Annotated in this window: 16 protein-coding genes and 1 pseudogene; 6 read left to right on the top strand and 11 right to left on the bottom strand. The window is 62.2% G+C overall.

The annotated features are described in order from the left end of the window. Positions 1-56: 56 nt before the first annotated feature. From AC0L2A_RS22235 to AC0L2A_RS22205, 7 genes are all read right to left on the bottom strand, one after another. Positions 57-323 (bottom strand): adenylate/guanylate cyclase domain-containing protein, encoded by a 267-nt coding sequence (locus AC0L2A_RS22235; RefSeq protein ID WP_473610672.1) that lies wholly within the window; start codon positions 321-323, stop codon positions 57-59. Then, positions 245-1,090 (bottom strand): adenylate/guanylate cyclase domain-containing protein, encoded by an 846-nt coding sequence (locus AC0L2A_RS22230; RefSeq protein ID WP_473610671.1) that lies wholly within the window; start codon positions 1,088-1,090, stop codon positions 245-247. Before AC0L2A_RS22230 ends, AC0L2A_RS22235 begins: the two co-directional genes overlap by 79 nt. A gap of 117 nt (positions 1,091-1,207) precedes the next feature. Continuing rightward, positions 1,208-2,260 carry an alpha/beta fold hydrolase gene (locus AC0L2A_RS22225; RefSeq protein ID WP_473610669.1) on the bottom strand — a complete coding sequence of 351 codons (1,053 nt, stop codon included), beginning with the start codon at positions 2,258-2,260 and terminating at the stop codon, positions 1,208-1,210. Between the two features lie 191 nt (positions 2,261-2,451). Further along, complete coding sequence (locus AC0L2A_RS22220) at positions 2,452-3,258, bottom strand: SDR family NAD(P)-dependent oxidoreductase (protein ID WP_473610667.1); 807 nt, start codon at positions 3,256-3,258, stop codon at positions 2,452-2,454. A gap of 130 nt (positions 3,259-3,388) precedes the next feature. Continuing rightward, positions 3,389-3,985 (bottom strand): VOC family protein, encoded by a 597-nt coding sequence (locus AC0L2A_RS22215; RefSeq protein ID WP_473610666.1) that lies wholly within the window; start codon positions 3,983-3,985, stop codon positions 3,389-3,391. Between the two features lie 122 nt (positions 3,986-4,107). Then, complete coding sequence (locus tag AC0L2A_RS22210) at positions 4,108-4,518, bottom strand: cupin domain-containing protein (protein ID WP_473610664.1); 411 nt, start codon at positions 4,516-4,518, stop codon at positions 4,108-4,110. Between the two features lie 33 nt (positions 4,519-4,551). Beyond that, positions 4,552-5,826, bottom strand: a complete 1,275-nt coding sequence (locus AC0L2A_RS22205; protein WP_473610663.1) for an epoxide hydrolase family protein — start codon at positions 5,824-5,826, stop codon at positions 4,552-4,554. 206 nt (positions 5,827-6,032) lie between these two features. On the opposite strand from AC0L2A_RS22205, the gene AC0L2A_RS22200 reads away from it, so the two are divergent. The 5 genes from AC0L2A_RS22200 to AC0L2A_RS22180 all read left to right on the top strand — a co-directional run bounded on the left by AC0L2A_RS22200 (position 6,033) and on the right by AC0L2A_RS22180 (position 10,424). Beyond that, complete coding sequence (locus AC0L2A_RS22200) at positions 6,033-8,396, top strand: PAS domain-containing sensor histidine kinase (protein ID WP_473610661.1); 2,364 nt, start codon at positions 6,033-6,035, stop codon at positions 8,394-8,396. Beyond that, positions 8,393-8,767, top strand: coding sequence for a response regulator transcription factor (locus tag AC0L2A_RS22195; RefSeq protein ID WP_473493303.1), 375 nt, complete (start codon positions 8,393-8,395; stop codon positions 8,765-8,767). Before AC0L2A_RS22200 ends, AC0L2A_RS22195 begins: the two co-directional genes overlap by 4 nt. Positions 8,768-8,853: 86 nt before the next feature. Then, positions 8,854-9,486 carry a response regulator transcription factor gene (locus AC0L2A_RS22190; RefSeq protein ID WP_473610673.1) on the top strand — a complete coding sequence of 211 codons (633 nt, stop codon included), beginning with the start codon at positions 8,854-8,856 and terminating at the stop codon, positions 9,484-9,486. A gap of 227 nt (positions 9,487-9,713) precedes the next feature. Beyond that, positions 9,714-9,887, top strand: a complete 174-nt coding sequence (locus tag AC0L2A_RS22185; RefSeq protein ID WP_473610660.1) for a helix-turn-helix domain-containing protein — start codon at positions 9,714-9,716, stop codon at positions 9,885-9,887. 9 nt (positions 9,888-9,896) lie between these two features. Beyond that, positions 9,897-10,424, top strand: a complete 528-nt coding sequence (locus AC0L2A_RS22180) for a Clp protease N-terminal domain-containing protein (protein ID WP_473610659.1) — start codon at positions 9,897-9,899, stop codon at positions 10,422-10,424. A gap of 88 nt (positions 10,425-10,512) precedes the next feature. On the opposite strand, the pseudogene AC0L2A_RS22175 reads toward AC0L2A_RS22180, so the two are convergent. From AC0L2A_RS22175 to araD, 4 genes and pseudogenes are all read right to left on the bottom strand, one after another. Further along, positions 10,513-10,638 (bottom strand): annotated as a pseudogene (locus tag AC0L2A_RS22175) (hypothetical protein); the annotation flags it as partial. A gap of 188 nt (positions 10,639-10,826) precedes the next feature. Then, positions 10,827-11,537 carry a ribonuclease activity regulator RraA gene (locus AC0L2A_RS22170; RefSeq protein WP_473610657.1) on the bottom strand — a complete coding sequence of 237 codons (711 nt, stop codon included), beginning with the start codon at positions 11,535-11,537 and terminating at the stop codon, positions 10,827-10,829. 83 nt (positions 11,538-11,620) lie between these two features. Beyond that, a complete protein-coding gene (locus AC0L2A_RS22165) occupies positions 11,621-12,535 on the bottom strand; it encodes a dihydrodipicolinate synthase family protein (RefSeq protein WP_473610656.1) in 915 nt (304 codons plus the stop codon). A gap of 10 nt (positions 12,536-12,545) precedes the next feature. Further along, entirely contained in the window at positions 12,546-14,288 is a 1,743-nt protein-coding gene (gene araD / locus AC0L2A_RS22160) for an L-arabinonate dehydratase (RefSeq protein ID WP_473610654.1), read from the bottom strand. Between the two features lie 241 nt (positions 14,289-14,529). On the opposite strand from araD, the gene AC0L2A_RS22155 reads away from it, so the two are divergent. Beyond that, on the top strand, positions 14,530-15,576 hold the full coding sequence (locus tag AC0L2A_RS22155) for an ABC transporter substrate-binding protein (RefSeq protein ID WP_473510803.1): 1,047 nt from the start codon (positions 14,530-14,532) through the stop codon (positions 15,574-15,576). Positions 15,577-15,784: the final 208 nt, after the last annotated feature.

Below are 15,784 nucleotides of genomic sequence, written 5' to 3'. Positions count from 1 at the left end.
AGGTGGATGTTGAATCACCGGAGAAGCTCGTCGTCACATCACAATCGATTCATCGATCACGGGACGTGCTCTAGCCTTACGGCTGAAATCTGAAGCGGTTCATCTCTGCCTCCAATCACATGAAATCCGAGGTTCTCCGCGACGACATGCGGAGGTAGAACACGGATACCGGCGAGAAGATCTGCGGAGACCAGAATAGGATGACCGAGAGCCTTGGATAGTGACTCCAGACGTCCAGTGGTGTTCACGACATCGCCGAAATACGCGATCTTGTGTCGCTCAAGGCCAATCTCAGCGGTAACGACCGACCCGCAATGCAGCACGGCGCGAAACTCCGGCACCTGCCCGAAACGTGCTTGCCACGCCGCCGCCTATCCCTTATGGCCGCCGCGAAGTCGAAGACGCAACGAAGACACGCAGCGTCCCGCATGCCGCGATCCATGGGCCAGGTGACCAGCGCCATATCCCCGATGTAGTCGTCAATAGAGCCCTGGGAGCGACGAACAGGCGACGCAAGTGCGTTGAATATCTGTCCGAGGTAGGCCTGGGTCTCCAAATCTCCGTACCGATCCGCGAAGTGCGTGGAGCCACTGACATCGAGGAACAGGAAGATGCGCTCCTCCTTGATGGGACGGTGATAACGACCGAGAAGCAGGCTGGTGAACAGGCTTGGCCCGATAAGGTCACGCAGTCGGAACACGAATGCGACGAGGGTAGAGACGCCGAGTGAATACAGAAGACCGGACTCCGACATCACCATGGCTTCGCGAGCGGTGCTCATATAGCCGAGGAGATGGTGAAGCGCTGTGCCGGCGGCGGCGTTGCCGATCAAGATCATCAACACGTAGGTTGCGATCGTAGCCACGACGAACACCGGCGTTGCCGCTTGCCGGATCACATTGCGCCATCGGCGCAAGATAACGCCGCGCTCATACAACAGAATAGGAGTTCCGATGAACACGCCCCTGACTGCGGAGTGCAGGGCCTCGACGTCGAACATCAGTGCGTAGGCCAAGCCCGCTACTGCCCCCGCAATGGGTGCGAGGAGCCACTGCAAAGGGCGACGAAAGCGGTCGCGGCCAGTGTTCATTTCGTATCCTGCTCGATGAGATCCGGGGACTGCCCCGGCCTGTTGCTCGGTGCGGTTGTGATTTCATCAGTTTCGCGCTGGGCACCCTCGATCATGTATCGTGGTATTGCCGTTTGCTCAGGCTAGACTCGCCACCTGAATTATGGCGTCTGCAAATGCCTTCGGTGCTTCCTGAGGAAGATTATGCCCTATGCCGCCGGATATGAGCCGGTGCTCGTATTTGCCGGAGAACATCTTGGCGTAGGCGCTGGGGTCGGGATGCGGCGCGCCGTTGGCGTCGCCCTCCAGAGTGATCGTCGGCACGGCGATGACCGGAGCTTTCGCAAGTCGCAGCTCCAACTCGTCATATTGTGGCTCGCCTTCCGCCAACCCGAGCCGCCAGCGGTAGTTGTGGACTACGATGTCGACATGATCCGGATTGTCGAAGGCGGTAGCGCTGCGCTCGAAGGTGGCGTTGTCGAAATTCCACTGCGGAGAAGCGAGCTGCCAGATCAGCTTGGCAAAATCCCGCGTGTATTTTCCGTAGCCAACGCGGCCCCGCTCGGTGGCGAAGTAATATTGGTACCACCATTGCAGCTCGGCTTTCGGCGGCAGCGCCATCTTGTTGGCCTCCTGGCTGCCGATCAGATAACCGCTGACCGAGACCAAGGCCTTGCAGCGTTCCGGCCACAATGCCGCGACGATGTTGGCCGTGCGTGCGCCCCAGTCGCAACCGCCAACGATCGCCTTGTCGATCTGCAGTGCATCCATCAGCGCAATGACATCAACCGCGACCACCGCCTGCTGGCCATTGCGTGGCGTTTTGTCGGAGAGGAACCGCGTGGTGCCATAGCCGCGCAGATGTGGAACGACGACCCGAAAGCCTTTCGACGCCAAGATCGCCGCAACGTCGACATAGGTGTGGATGTCGTACGGCCATCCATGCAGGAGGATGACGACCGACCCTTTGCCAGGACCGACCTCGGCATATCCAATGTCGAGGTCGCCAGCTTGAACCTGCTTCAACGGACCGAACGACGTGTTTGCTGGTGGTTCGATTGTGCTGGCGTCCGGTTTCGTATTGCTGGACTGCGCATTTGCCGAGCCCGTCATGGCAAACTGAGCGGCCGCGACGGTGGTGACGGCCACGCCCAAAAAGTGACGTCGATGGAGGTCGATCTGTTCGGTCATAGTGGTCTGTATCCGTTGATAAGGCATGGTGCCTGGTGGAGGATTATCTTCGGTCGACTGTCACATCGGACACGTCGACCGTGATAGGTGCGAATGCTTGGTTTGCGACCCCCTCGGCGTCATGCAGGAGCACACGCCGCCGTGTCGGGAATACGAACCCGTCTTTACTCAGGCTGACTCATTGAGTTTGGTTACGCAGCCACGGCGATGCCGTACCGCGCCGGCGAGGTGTTGAGCGAAAGATTTGGGATGAGTTTCTGCCGGGCCGCTTCATAGGCGTGCCAGTCGGCGACGTCGGGAAGCGAGGGAATGGTCACCAACTCGCCCTGGTCGAGGCCGGCAAGGGCCGCGTCGACGAGGTCATCGGACTGCATGATCGCCTTGCTCGGCAGATCGTCGAGCGAACCTCCTGATACGTCCCAGAAATTGGTGGCGATGGCGCCGGGCAGAACCGCCTGGATGCGCAGCCTCTTGTCCGCAAGCTCCTTGTGGAGCGACAGGCTGAAAGCGAGCACAAAGGCTTTCGTCGCGCCATAGACACCGTTGAGGATTTCCGGCGCGATGGCGACCGCTGACGAGATGTTGATGATTGTGCCGCCGCCGCGCGCCACAAAGGCGGGAGCCGCGGCATAAGTCAGGCGGGTCAACGCCGTGATGTTGAGCCCGATCATCGCTTGCATCTTGTCGATGTCGGATTCCAGGAGCGGCGCGACGGCGCCGATGCCAGCGTTATTGACCAACATCGTGATGGCGGGATCGGCGCCGAGCAAGGTCTCGATCCGGCCCAGATCCGCCTTGTCGTTGAGGTCAGCGGCAACGGCGCTGACGTTGCAATTCGTTGAGCCGGCGATGCGCTTGGCCACTTCGTCCAGCCTCTCCTGGCTGCGCGCCACGAGAATGAGGTCATAGCCGCGGCGCGCCAGCCGGTCGGCGTAGATCGCTCCAATCCCGGCGGAGGCGCCGGTCACCATCGCGATGCCCATTTTGGAATACGTCATGATCGCTCTCCCATTCGATTGCGCTGGCAACTGCGCGTGAAAACCATCAGCCGCAAACCTGGCTTGGATCGCCGGCTAAGTTTGGCGGCGGGACGGTGACCCGTCCCGCTCACCCAATCTCGGTTGTTGCTTAAAGCGGCAGCGGTTTGCCGGCCTGCTCCGCAACCATGTACTCGGCGTACCAGTCGGGCCAGTTCTCGTCGCGCTGGCCGCCGTTGCGCTTCTCGTGCTCGCCATGGGCCTCAGATGCCCGCCGCATCGCAGAGGCAAGATCGGCCTCAGAAGCGTAACTTGTCATGTTGGTGTCGATCCGGCCGGGAAACCGGGTGGTGACCTCCTGCAGCAGCCATTCATTGCCGTCCGGGTCGCTGAATGTCGCGTATGTGAAATAGCTGCGGCGCTCCGGATCCGGACCGCTGATCACAGGCTTTCCAGGCCCGGCGCGGTGGAAGATCTCGCCCACCTCGACACCGTGAGCGATGAGCTCGGCACGCGCTGCGACGATGTCCGAGACGACCAGATACAGTCCTCGAGCCGATCCCGGGGTGGCCGACGTGATCCCCTTTCCGAAGTGAATCGAGCTCGGCGAACCTGGGGGCGTGAACTGAACGGCGTGAAAGTCGTCCCCGACGGCAAAGTCGGCGTCAAGCCGCCAGCCCAGCTCGCCGTAGAAGCGCTTGGAACGCTCGACATCCGAGATTGGGATAACGACGACCTCGAGCTTCATGTCTGTCGCCTGCGTGGAGGACGCGACATCTCTTGCAATAACAGCCTGGTTCATGATGGTCTCCTATTTCCCGTTGGTTGTGTTGACGTGCGCATGCTTCGCTGGGCGTCACTTGCTAGGCGCTATTCATCCAGCGCGACGAGCGGCTTTCCTTTTTCGACGATGTAGGTAGCGAGCTCGAGCGCTTTGCCGCTGCCCACGTTCTTGGCCGTGTGGTTTGTTCCCTGGGGGATAAAGAGCGTATCGCCGGCGTTGAGTGTCAGCGGCGGCTTACCCTGGAGCGTGTACTCCAGCTGGCCCTCGACGACATAGGCGATCTCTTCGCCAGGATGCGCGTGCCAAGGCGCCGTCACGCCCGGTGCGAATTCGACAAGCACCTGAATGACTTCACGTCCGGGGGTGCCGAGGTCCGCCCGCAGCAAGTCGGTGCGCCCAACACCGGGCAATTGTGCCTCTTCGGTTTGCGCTAGCAACGGCGTGAGAACAGCACCGGCGAAAAGCGTCGCCGCCGCGATCATTCGAAACGTTTTCATGGCTATTTTCCTTTGGCGTTCGCGGTTTGAGTATTAGTGTGCCGGCCGCAGAGACCTGAACGCGGCGCGCAGTTCGGCCGAGAAGAGTTCCGGCTCCTCCCAGGCGGCGAAGTGTCCGCCCTTGTTCACTTCCTTGAAGTAGATCAGGTTGGGATAGGCGCGGCGGGCCCAGGTCTCGGGCGCTCGATAGACCTCTTCGGGGAATACCGAGATGGCGACCGGGAGCCCGATATCGGAGGTTTTCTGCGCCGCTGCGAGAAGAACGCTCTGGCCCATCGTCTCCCAGTAGAGCCGGGCCGCCGAAGTCGCGCTGTTCGTCAGCCAGTACAGCGTGACGTCGTCCAGCATCTCGTCCTTGCTGAGCAGGCGCTCGGGTTCGCCGTTGTTGTAGTCGTACATCCAGCCGGCGAGCCCGGCCGGCGAATCCGTCAATGCGTAGCCGATCGCCTGAGGCCGGGTGCCCATCATTGCCGCGTAGGCCCGATATTTCTTGTAAAAGGTTTCGAGCGAACCGAACGCCACACCTTCCATCTCGGTGAGGCTGGCTGGCGCCGGCCCGCCGGCGGCAAGCACTGCGGCCACGTCCGCCGGTGTCGTTGCCGGCAAATTGATGTGGATGCCAAGTAATCCCTTTGGCGCCTGGCGTGCCATCGCGCTGGAAATGGGCGCGCCCCAGTCGCCGCCCTGGGCAACGTAGTGGTCGTAGCCCAGGCGCTGCATCAGTTCGGCCCAGGCACTTGCGATGCGGTCTGGATTCCAGCCCACGCCGCGCGGCTTGCCGGAGAACCCGTAGCCGGGCATCGAGGGCAGCACCAGGTCGAAGGCATCCTCAGGCCTGCCGTCATGCTGCGTGGGGTCCGTGAGCGGACCAACGGTCTGGAGCAGTTCGAACACAGAGCCGGGCCAACCATGCGTCATGATCAGCGGCAAAGCGTTGGTGTGCTTCGACCGAATGTGCAGGAAGTGGATATCGATCCCGTCGATCTCGGTCATGAATTGCGGCAGGGCATTCAGCCTCGCCTCAGCCTTGCGCCAGTCGTACTCGGTTCCCCAGTAGCGGACGATCTCCTGCAATCGTGCGAGCTGAATGCCCTGCGACCGATCGGCGACTGTCTCCTGGTCAGGCCACCGTGTCGCCATGATGCGCCGGCGAAGCTCGTCAATCTCTTCCTGCGGGATGTTGACCGTGAACGGGCGGATCGAACTGCTGGTGGCTGCAGCGTTAAGCGTTCCCGGAAGCAGGCCCACGGCCCCGGCGGCGGCGGTCGCAACAAGAATTTCGCGCCGAGTAAGTGACCGTGCCGACATGACACCCTCCCTGTTTGCTGATGCTTCTGGACGGCACACAGATCGACTGTCAGGCGAGGCAAATCTATTGCACGATGGTATCGGCGATACCTTTGTATTGGCCCGGCGATGCCTCATCGTCCCGTCGGACCGACACCAAGGCACAATGGACGCCGCTATCACGCCGGCGCATTGTCACGGCACGCGATACTCGCGAAAGGACCGCAATGGAGATCGAACAGAGCCGCGTTTTGGATGCACTTCCGGCTATGGTGTGGACCGCGAAACCGGACGGGCATGCCGACTTCGTCAATCGACGCTGGTCAGACTATACGGGGCTCGATCTTGATCAGGTCCGCTTCTCCGGGTGGCAGGCTGCGATCGACCCGCAAGACTTGCCGAACCTGACCGAGAGTTGGCGATCGATACTGGCTTCCGGGGAACCCGGCGAAATGGAAGCGCGCATGCGGCGCGCCGACGGACAATACCGATGGTTCGTGATCCATTGCAGTCCGCTGCGTGACGATGTTGGTCGTATCGTCGAGTGGTATGCGATCAACACCGACATCGATCAAAGGAAACGCGCCGAAGAAACGCTTCGGCAGGACGAGGCGAGGCTGACCGCCGCCGAGCGAGATATTCGGCAGACGATCGATACGATCCCCGTATTCGTTGCAACATACAGTCCGGACGGAACGCGCACTTTCGTGAACCGGACGTGGCAAGACTACATGGGCCTCACACTCGAGGACGCGACAGGTCCATCCGGGAAGACATTTCCGCATTTCTATCCGGATGATGTAGAGCGGAACGATGCGGCGTGGAGAGTTGCACTGGAAAGCGGCGAGCCGCTTACCATTGACGTGCGGGTTAGGCGCGCCGATGGACAATATCGCTGGCACACATCTCGCCGCGTGCCCCATCGCGACGAAAACGGACGCGTCATCCGTTGGTATTCGGTCGGCATAGACATTGACGACCAGAGGCGCGCCGAAGAGGCGCTGCTTGCGAGCAGGCACGATCTTGGCCTCATCATCAACACCATACCTGTGATGGCATGGTCGGCTCGTCCTGACGGGTCACCTGAATTCTTCAACCAGCATTATCTCCACTACGTGGGCCTCTCCATTGGCCAGTCAAAGGATTGGGAGCCGGCCGGTCCATTGTCCGAGTATTGGGACTTGACTGCGGCTGTCCATCCCGACGACGTAGACCGACTTGCCGCCACATGGGAGGCCATATTGGCGTCAGGGAAGTCAGGGGAAGCCGAAGCACGCCTCCGCCGCTTCGACGGCAAATATCGGTGGTTCCTGTTTCGGGCCAATCCCCTGCGCGACGAAGCCGGAAACATCGTCAAATGGTACGGCACGCATACCGACATCCACGGGCGAAAGCGTGCCGAAGACGCGCTCAAGCGCAGCGAAGCATTCCTGTCGGAGGGTCAGTACCTTGCCCGCATGGGGAATTTGTCCTGGCAAGTCGCAACGGGCAAGATCACCTGGTCCGAGCCTCTTTACCGCATCTTCGAGTTCGAGCCGGGTACGCTCGTAACGCTCGAACGAATAGCCAGCCGAGTTCATCCCGAAGACCTGCCTCTGATGGGGGACATGGTTGAACGGGCGCTGCGCGGTGATAGCGACTTTGAATACCAGCACCGGATTCTCTTGCCCGACCTGTCGGTCAAGCACCTGCACTTGATCGCCCACCGCGCACACAACGATTCCGGCCCCATCGAGTATGTCGGCGCGGTTCTTGACATCACACAACGGCGGCGCTCCGAAGAGGCGCTGGAGAAAGTCCGATCCGAACTTGCACAAGCTACGCGGACTATGAGCTTGGGTGTGTTGACCGCGTCGATTGCACACGAAGTGAACCAACCGCTCTCGGGCATCGTCACCAACGCCGGCACCTGCCTTCGCATGCTGGCGGCCGACCCGCCTAACGTTGACGGCGCGCGGGAAACTGCGCGGCGCACAATCAGGGATGGCAACCGCGCGGCTGATGTGATCGCCCGGCTTCGCGCGCTGTTCGCCAAAAGGGCCACGTTAGTTGAACCGATCGATCTCAACAACGCTGCGGCAGAGGTGGTCGCATTGTTTTCCGGAGACCTTCAGCGAAACAAGGTGCTCCTTCAGACCCAGCTTGCAGACGGACTCCCGCTCGTCGGCGGCGATCGGGTCCAACTGCAACAGGTCATCATGAACCTGTTGCGCAACGCATCCGACGCGATGCTCGCCGTCGACGATCGACCAAGACTTGTCGTGCTTGGCACTCGGCTCGGGGAGGACGGTAAGGTGCACCTTTTCGTGCGGGATAGCGGAATCGGGTTCGATGCTCAGGGTGCGGAGCGGCTTTTCGAAGCCTTCTACACGACCAAAGCCGAGGGCATGGGAATAGGCCTGTCCGTCAGTCGTTCCATCGTCGAAAGCCATGGCGGGCGGCTTTGGGCGGAGGCGAATGTCGGTCCTGGATCGACCTTCTCGTTTTCGATCCACGAATATCTACGCGCAGAACCACCACCTGCCCATCCGTCTGGCGCCATATCGGCGCCGACCAGCAGCAGCGCCTCAATCCAACGAGGTTTTTCATGAACGCTCGCCGCCCACTCGTGTCGATCGTCGATGACGATGAATCCGTGCGCGAGTCCCTGCCCGACCTGTTGAGCGAGTTCGGCTTCCGTGCCGAAGCGTTCTCTTCGGCGGAGCAGTTTCTGCGGTCAGGCATCATCAACGAGACCGAGTGCCTGGTGCTTGACATCAGCATGCCCGGCATGACGGGGCCTGATCTCGAACGAGAGTTGGCGCGCCGGGGCCAGGCTATCCCAATCATCTACATTACGGCGCAGAGTTGTGAGACCGCGCGGCCGGACCTTTTAAAAAAGGGTGCGGTAGAATGCCTATCCAAGCCGTTTAGCGACACAGCCCTGCAGAAAGCGCTCAACCTGGCCTTCGCTAATGATTGAGCGCGACTTGCTATGCCGATCCGCAACGGATACTTCCCGCACACACGGATTTGGCAACTGCACCGAGCAAGGGCAAGGCCGGCATCATGTCACACGAAACGCCTGTCGTATTCGTCGTTGACGACGACATTTCTGTGCGTGAATCGCTGGAATTGCTCATCCGTTCAGCGGGCTTCCATCCGGAGCCCTGCTCATCGGCGCAGGAATTTCTCTCTCGGCCCCGAGCCCTGGTTCCGAATTGTCTGATTCTTGACGTCAACCTTCCCGATCTCAGCGGGCTCGACTTGCAACAACTTGTTTCCGTCGAGCGAACCGACATGCCGATTATCTTCGTCACCGGCTACGGCGACGTGCCGATGACAGTCAAAGCGATGAAGGCCGGAGCCGTAGAATTCCTCACCAAGCCGTTTGGGGACGACGTGCTCATGACGGCCGTCGAGTACGCACTTGAACGCAGCCGGACTGCACGTGCGAACGAGTTGGACAAGCAAGTGCTCCGTGAGCGCTATTCATCACTCAGTCCACGCGAAGCGGAGGTGATGGCGCTGGTCGTGACGGGACTGTTGAACAAGCAGGTTGGCTTCGAACTCGGCATCAGCGAGATCACAGTAAAGGCCCATCGCGGCCAGGTTATGCGAAAGATGAAGGCCGGTTCCCTTCCCGAGCTCGTCAACATGGCCGCAAGGCTGAATCTCGGGCGGCCACCGCATCTCGGCTAGTTGCAAAGCCGAGGTGTCACTTCCTGGCGCGACGGCTAGATAGCCAAATCAAAAATTCGGTGCACACTGTTGGCAATCGCGCGCGGCCGCTCTGCTCCGGTTCTCTGGAAACCGACCCGAATGCATCGTCCCGTCAACATATGTTGACACGAGACGATTTCGTCAACTAATGTTGACGCATGATCGATGTCCGCCAACTGCCCACACCTGACCAGCCGGAGCAAGCCTTGGCTGCGGTCGTAGCGCTTCGGCGAGCGGCTGACCTGTTGGAGCGTAGAGCGGTCAGGGCGGCCCTGAAGCAAGGTTGGTCCTGGGCAAAGATTGCCCAGGCACTCGGCATCTCCAAGCAGGCGGCCCATAAGCGGCTGTCGGACATCAAGGCCCAGGACAATCCGTCATAGGAGACGATCATGCTCAGCGGCATCAAAACCCGTCTATCGAACGTCCGCACCATCAAGACACTGTGCGAAAGTGCCGAAAACTACGCTTTAAAGGACCAGCAGCGACAGGCCGGCGCCGAACATTTCCTGCTGGCGGCTATCGATCTTCCCGACAATACCGCCCGTCTCGCATTCCGCGAAATTGGGGCGGATGCCGCTGCCTTCCGCGACGCGGTCGGCGCTCAATATTGGGAAGCCCTGCGCTCCGTTGGGGTGAACGCCGGCGAACACAAATCCGGGGGTTTAACCCCGGAACCGCTTCAGGGAGCGGCAGGCCTCTATGACGCAGCCCCGTCGGGAGCTGAGGTGATGAAGGAATTGGCGGCCAACCGAAACGATCACCGTCCACTGCTGGGTGCGCATGTCGTGGCTATAGTCGCAGCGATGGAGCAGGGAGTGGCGGCACGTGCGTTGCGCTGCATGGGAGTCGATCCCGCTGCGCTGAAGGCGGCGGCGAACAAGTTCTCGCGCGCGCCAGCTATCGGCACACGGGACTGACCGGCGCCTGACGTCCAGATCCAAGACTATTCATCATCAATGCATGAAATACGATCGAGCCACAGCTTGGGAGGCTCCTTCGACTAGCCGCCCGCTCCGCTCCCCAACGGCCATGGAACGCGCCCGGTCCGTCGATGCGTTCGAAGCCGTGCGCGCCGAAGAAATCGCGTTGCGCCTGGATCAGGTTGGAGGTGCCGCGGCCCTGGCGATAGCTGAACCCGCTGCCAGCCGTCCAGATCCACCGCGCTACGGAATCAGCATCGAACAGAAGGAGGAAGTTGAAGGCTGATATCGGGCGTACGTGCAGCTCATACCGTGAATCATAGCTTCGTTCTCCCGAAATCACGGTGATCAGGCGCTGGCACTCCGAGTGGGCGAACCTTCCGGTTGCGCGAGCAATGCCTATCGGCCGCGCTCGGCGCGCCACGTTTTGAACCGTTCGGCGTGTTCGTCTCGCGTGCAGGGATAGAGCCCGATTATCGGAACGCCCGCCTTAACCTGTTCGACCACGAAATCCTCGTAGATCGTCATCTCAGTCGCCTCATCGGCCACCTCGCCGGCGATTTCCCGGGGAATGACGATGACGCTATCGTCGTCTCCAATCACGATATCGCCGGGGAACACGGCCACGTCACCGCAGCCGATCGGCACGTTCAGGTCCAATGCCTCGTGCAGGGTGAGATTGGTCGGGCTGGACGGCCGCGTATGGTAGGCCGGGATATCGAGTCCGCCGATCACCGCGGCGTCGCGGAACCCGCCGTCGGTAACGGCGCCGGCGACCCCGCGCACCATCAAACGAGTCACCAGGATGTCGCCCGCGGACGCCGCGCGGGGATCTTTGCGGCTGTCCATGACGAGCACTTGGCCCGCCGGACAGGTTTCGACGGCGACGCGCTGCGGATGATCCGGCTTGCGGAATTCAGTGAGTTGGTTACGGTCCTCGCGCGCGGGGATGTAGCGCAACGTAAAGGCCGGCCCGACCATGTTGCGGCCTTTTCGCTGCAGCGGACCCACGCCCTGGATTACCTGGTTGCGCAGGCCGCGCTTGAACAGCGCTGTGGCCAGGGTGGCGACGGAAACGCCCATCAGTTTTTCGCGCAGTTTCTCGTCCATGTTCGCTTCCTCAATTCAGGTGCTGGCACTGCAAGCGCCGTGGTTTCTCCGGTCGCCGGTGTGGGCGGAAGGCAATTCGTAATTCAGTTGGGATTTCCCGCCGCAAGGCGGTTCGCGACTAAAAAGGCGTCGAGCCTCGCCTGCTGCGCCGAAGTGAGCGGCCAGGCCGAGGGCGGGCGCGTCGGTCCGCAGCCAAGGCCCTGCGCGATCAGCGCCGCTTTTACGCCGGTCACGTTGGCGCCGCCCATCTCCTCCGCGCGGATGTCCTCGAAGACTCGCATTCCATCGATGAGCGCGTTCGCCTTCTCGAATTCGCCGGCCTCGAGTGCGGCATGGATCGCGACCGACCGTTCAGGCCATACGTTTATCAGCCCGGAGGTGAACCCTCGCGCGCCGACGGCATAAAAAACCGGCGCCCAGACCTCGGCGAGCCCTCCCACCCATACGATCGACGGGTCGCAGGCGGCCCGCGCTTCCGCCAGGCGCAGCGGGTTCGGTGTCGCCCATTTCACGCCCTTGACACCTGGAAGGCCGCAAAGCTCGGCGATGGCGCGCGTGCCGATCGTGTCGTTGCGCAGATAGAGCATCATGGGCAGGCCGCCCGACGCGTCGGCCACCGCGTTCAGGTAGTCGACCAGCCCTCGCGGCGCGACGAATGCGTCGGGCGGCTGGTGCACCATCAGCGCCGCGGCTCCGGCCTCGGCGGATGCTTTCGCCAGCTTTCGCACGTCACGGATGCCCCGGCCGACGCCCGCGAGCACCGGCGCGCGGCCGGCTACCATCGAGACGACCTCACGCGCCATCGTCACCGCCTCGTCGGTTGTCAGCGCATAGAACTCGCCGGTGTTGCCGTTGACCACCGGCATGTGCACGCCGGCGTCGAGCGCCCTGTCGAGGATCGGGGAAAGCCGTTCGGGCGCGACGTCGCCGCGTTTGTCGTAAGGCGTAACCAGAATGCCCGATATGCCGGTCAGCGCCTTGTCGAGGGAAAATGTCATGCCTGGCCTTTCAGAAGATGTCCGGTTCGCCGGTTGAAGCGCCGAAATCGCATTCGAGGAAGTCGAAGTCGCAACCTTTGTCGGCCTGCGTCACATGACGCGAGAACATCCAGCCCCAGCCCCGTTCGAAATGCGGCGCCGGAGGACACCGTTCGGTCCGGCGTCGCGCCAGTTCGTCGTCCGCCACGAGCATGTCCAGGCGCCGGTTCGGCAAATCCAGCCGCACGATGTCGCCTGTCCGCAGCAGCGCAAGCGGCCCGCCGATGTAGGCCTCCGGCGCGACGTGAAGCACGCACGCTCCGTAAGAGGTTCCCGACATCCGCGCATCGGAGATGCGCAGCATGTCGCGGTGACCCTTTCTGATCAGCGCCCTGGGGATCGGAAGCATGCCCCATTCGGGAAAACCCGGTCCGCCGAGCGGGCCGGCGTTCCTCAGCACCAGCACGTGGTCCGGCGTGACGTCGAGATTTTCGTCGTCGATCGCCGCCTTCATCGCCGGATAGCTGTCGAAGACAAGAGCCGGGCCTTCGTGAATATGGAATCGAGGGTCGCAGGCGGCCGGCTTGATGACGGCGCCATCTGGGCAGAGGTTGCCGCGCAGCACGGCGAGCGACCCTTCTGAATAGACCGGGTTGGACAGCGGGCGGATCACGTCGTCGTTCCACACCTGCGCGCCCTCGAGCGTTTCGCCGAGCGATTTGCCGGTGACCGTCAGCGTGGAAAGGTCGAGCCGCTCGCTTAATTGCGCCATCAGCGCACGGAGGCCGCCGGCGTAGTAAAAATCCTCCATCAGGTAGTCCTTGCCGGCGGGGCGGACGTTGGCGATGAGCGGGGTGGCACGGCCGAGCGCGTCAAGATCGTCGAGAGTCAGCGGCACGCCGGCGCGGCGCGCCATCGCGATGAGGTGAACCACGGCGTTCGTCGAACAGCCGGTGGCCATCGCGACGATAGCCGCGTTCCTGACGGCTGCCGCGGTGACGATCTTATCGGGGGTAAGGTCGTCCCAAACCATGTCGACGATGCGCCGTCCGCATGCTGCCGACATGCGCTGGTGGTCCGAATCGACGGCGGGTATCGAGGAAGCGCCCGGCAGCGACAGCCCAAGCGCTTCCGTGATCGCGGTCATCGTCGAGGCCGTGCCCATCGTCATGCAAACGCCGGCCGACCGCGCGATGCCGCCCTGGATACCCGTCCACTCGTCATCCGAAATCTTGCCCGCACGCCTCTCGTCCCAGAATTTCCAGGCATCCGAACCGGAGCCCAGCGTCTTGCCGGCGTAGTTGCCGCGCAGCATCGGGCCGGCGGGAAGGAAGATCATCGGCACGCCGGCGCTGAGCGCGCCCATCACCAGCCCCGGCGTGGTCTTGTCGCACCCGCCCATCAGCACCACGCCGTCGAGCGGATGCGAGCGGATCATCTCCTCCGTCTCCATCGCCAGCATGTTGCGATAGAGCATCGAGGTCGGCTTGGTGAAGCTCTCGTCGACCGACAGTGCCGGCAATTCGACGGCGAACCCGCCCGCCTGAGCGACGCCGCGCTTCACGTCCTGCGCCCGCTCGCGAAAATGCGCGTGGCAGGAGTTGAGCTCCGACCAGGTGTTGAGAACCCCGATCACCGGCCTGTCGCGAAAATCCTCCTCGGAATAACCGAGCTGCATCAGCCGCGACCGGTGGCCGAAGCTGCGCAGATCGTCCGGCGCAAACCAGCGCGCCGACCGCAGCGACGCCGGTGTTCTGCGGTTGTCGTCGGGCATGACATCCTCCACGCGTATCGCTCGATGTATGCGCTAACATTCATGTTTGTCAATTTGATGCGTCCGCGTAGAACAGAATTTCTACCCGCCAATGTCGGTACGGTTGACAGAAACGCTCGTTTTCGTGCATGAGGATGTATGCGCTAACATAGATGCGCATGGGAGCGGGTTGTGCGGCAGTGGGAGATTGCCGCGCGACCCTGAGATCGCGCCGCGGGTTCCGCGGCCCAGGGAGGACATCATGAAACTGACCCGCAGATCCCTTCTCGCAACAGGAGCCGGGGCCGCCGTCGCGCTGGCGAGCCCGTTCGTCGCGCGTGCGCAGAGCCTGCCGCGCAACATCCGAATGGTCATCGGTTCGACTTCGACGGGCGGCGACACCTACCAAAACTCGTCGATCGCCGCCGAAGCGCTGGCGCAGAAGCTGGGCGTGAACATTCGCGTCGACCCGGTGGGCACCAGTGAGGCGCTGAACGCCACCGGCCGCGATTCCCGCGGCACGACGATCATGCTGCACCACGACCAGATTTACCTCTCCTATCTCTACGGAGTGCCGGGCGTCCCCGATGCCTTCGCCGATTTCGCGATCGGACCGACTGTGGCGATCAACCCCGGCGACTGCTTCCTCGTTCCCAAGAAGTCCCCCTATCAGTCGATGGAGGACGTTTTCGCGGCAGCCGCAAAAGGCGAGAAGGTTCGCGTCGCCATCCAGCCGGGCGGCGTCTCGGAGATCGGTTTCACCGGCATGCGCAATGCTGCCCGCGTGCGCAATCCGGGATCGGAAGCCAACATCGTGGCGGTCAACACCGGCTCGCAGGCCGACAAGAACCAGGCGATGTGGGACGACCTGGCCGACGTGATCAACGGTTCGATCCAGGCCAACGAGCAGTTCACGCAACTGCCGGAAGACGACCGCACCGCGATGCGCTTCGTCTGGATCACCGCGCGTCCCGAGACATTGGCGCAGGCCCCCGAGGCGGGGATGGGTGGAACGAGCCGGGAAGAAATGCTCAAATTCACCAGCCCCCAGACCAGCGTCACGCTCGACGGCAGCAAGGATTTCACGTTCGACAAGGAGTTTTTCCTGCTGTTCAACAAGGAGATGGACGCCGCCATGGCGTCCGAGATCGACGCCGCGCTGAAGGAAATCTACGCCGCCGGCGAGATCCAGAAGCGGCAGGCCAAGGCCTTTTTCATCCCCAACTACCTGCCTCAGGCCGAGGCGAAGGCGCATCTGACGTCCAAGCGGGATACGGTGGCCTCGATCATCGAGAAGCTGAAGGGCTAGAGCATCGTGCCGAAAAGTGGATGCCGGTTTTCAGCAAAACCGATGCGAAAACAAAAAGCTGGAGCGAGCCGCCAATCGGGCGGCTTGCTCTAGGGGTATAGTCTTTCGTGCGGGCGGGACCGCGGGCCGCCCCAGCGCGGGGGGGGGGCGGCGCCCCGGGCCAGGGGGGTTTTTATCCGCGGGCGAGGCTATTAGATACAAACCAACG

Source organism: Mesorhizobium sp. WSM4844 (assembly GCF_055811775.1).
Note: the sequence above shows the minus strand (reverse complement) of the source record. Positions and strands in the feature narration are given on the sequence as shown.

What these genes read in the sequence shown, in the direction of transcription:
- AC0L2A_RS22230 (WP_473610671.1), bottom strand. Translation starts at nt 1,090, where the DNA reads ATGAACACTGGCCGCGACCGCTTTCGTCGCCCTTTGCAGTGGCTCCTC.
- AC0L2A_RS22225 (WP_473610669.1), bottom strand. Translation starts at nt 2,260, where the DNA reads ATGACCGAACAGATCGACCTCCATCGACGTCACTTTTTGGGCGTGGCC.
- AC0L2A_RS22220 (WP_473610667.1), bottom strand. Translation starts at nt 3,258, where the DNA reads ATGACGTATTCCAAAATGGGCATCGCGATGGTGACCGGCGCCTCCGCC.
- AC0L2A_RS22215 (WP_473610666.1), bottom strand. Translation starts at nt 3,985, where the DNA reads ATGAAGCTCGAGGTCGTCGTTATCCCAATCTCGGATGTCGAGCGTTCC.
- AC0L2A_RS22210 (WP_473610664.1), bottom strand. Translation starts at nt 4,518, where the DNA reads ATGAAAACGTTTCGAATGATCGCGGCGGCGACGCTTTTCGCCGGTGCT.
- AC0L2A_RS22205 (WP_473610663.1), bottom strand. Translation starts at nt 5,826, where the DNA reads ATGTCGGCACGGTCACTTACTCGGCGCGAAATTCTTGTTGCGACCGCC.
- AC0L2A_RS22200 (WP_473610661.1), top strand. Translation starts at nt 6,033, where the DNA reads ATGGAGATCGAACAGAGCCGCGTTTTGGATGCACTTCCGGCTATGGTG.
- AC0L2A_RS22195 (WP_473493303.1), top strand. Translation starts at nt 8,393, where the DNA reads ATGAACGCTCGCCGCCCACTCGTGTCGATCGTCGATGACGATGAATCC.
- AC0L2A_RS22190 (WP_473610673.1), top strand. Translation starts at nt 8,854, where the DNA reads ATGTCACACGAAACGCCTGTCGTATTCGTCGTTGACGACGACATTTCT.
- AC0L2A_RS22180 (WP_473610659.1), top strand. Translation starts at nt 9,897, where the DNA reads ATGCTCAGCGGCATCAAAACCCGTCTATCGAACGTCCGCACCATCAAG.
- AC0L2A_RS22170 (WP_473610657.1), bottom strand. Translation starts at nt 11,537, where the DNA reads ATGGACGAGAAACTGCGCGAAAAACTGATGGGCGTTTCCGTCGCCACC.
- AC0L2A_RS22165 (WP_473610656.1), bottom strand. Translation starts at nt 12,535, where the DNA reads ATGACATTTTCCCTCGACAAGGCGCTGACCGGCATATCGGGCATTCTG.
- araD (WP_473610654.1), bottom strand. Translation starts at nt 14,288, where the DNA reads ATGCCCGACGACAACCGCAGAACACCGGCGTCGCTGCGGTCGGCGCGC.
- AC0L2A_RS22155 (WP_473510803.1), top strand. Translation starts at nt 14,530, where the DNA reads ATGAAACTGACCCGCAGATCCCTTCTCGCAACAGGAGCCGGGGCCGCC.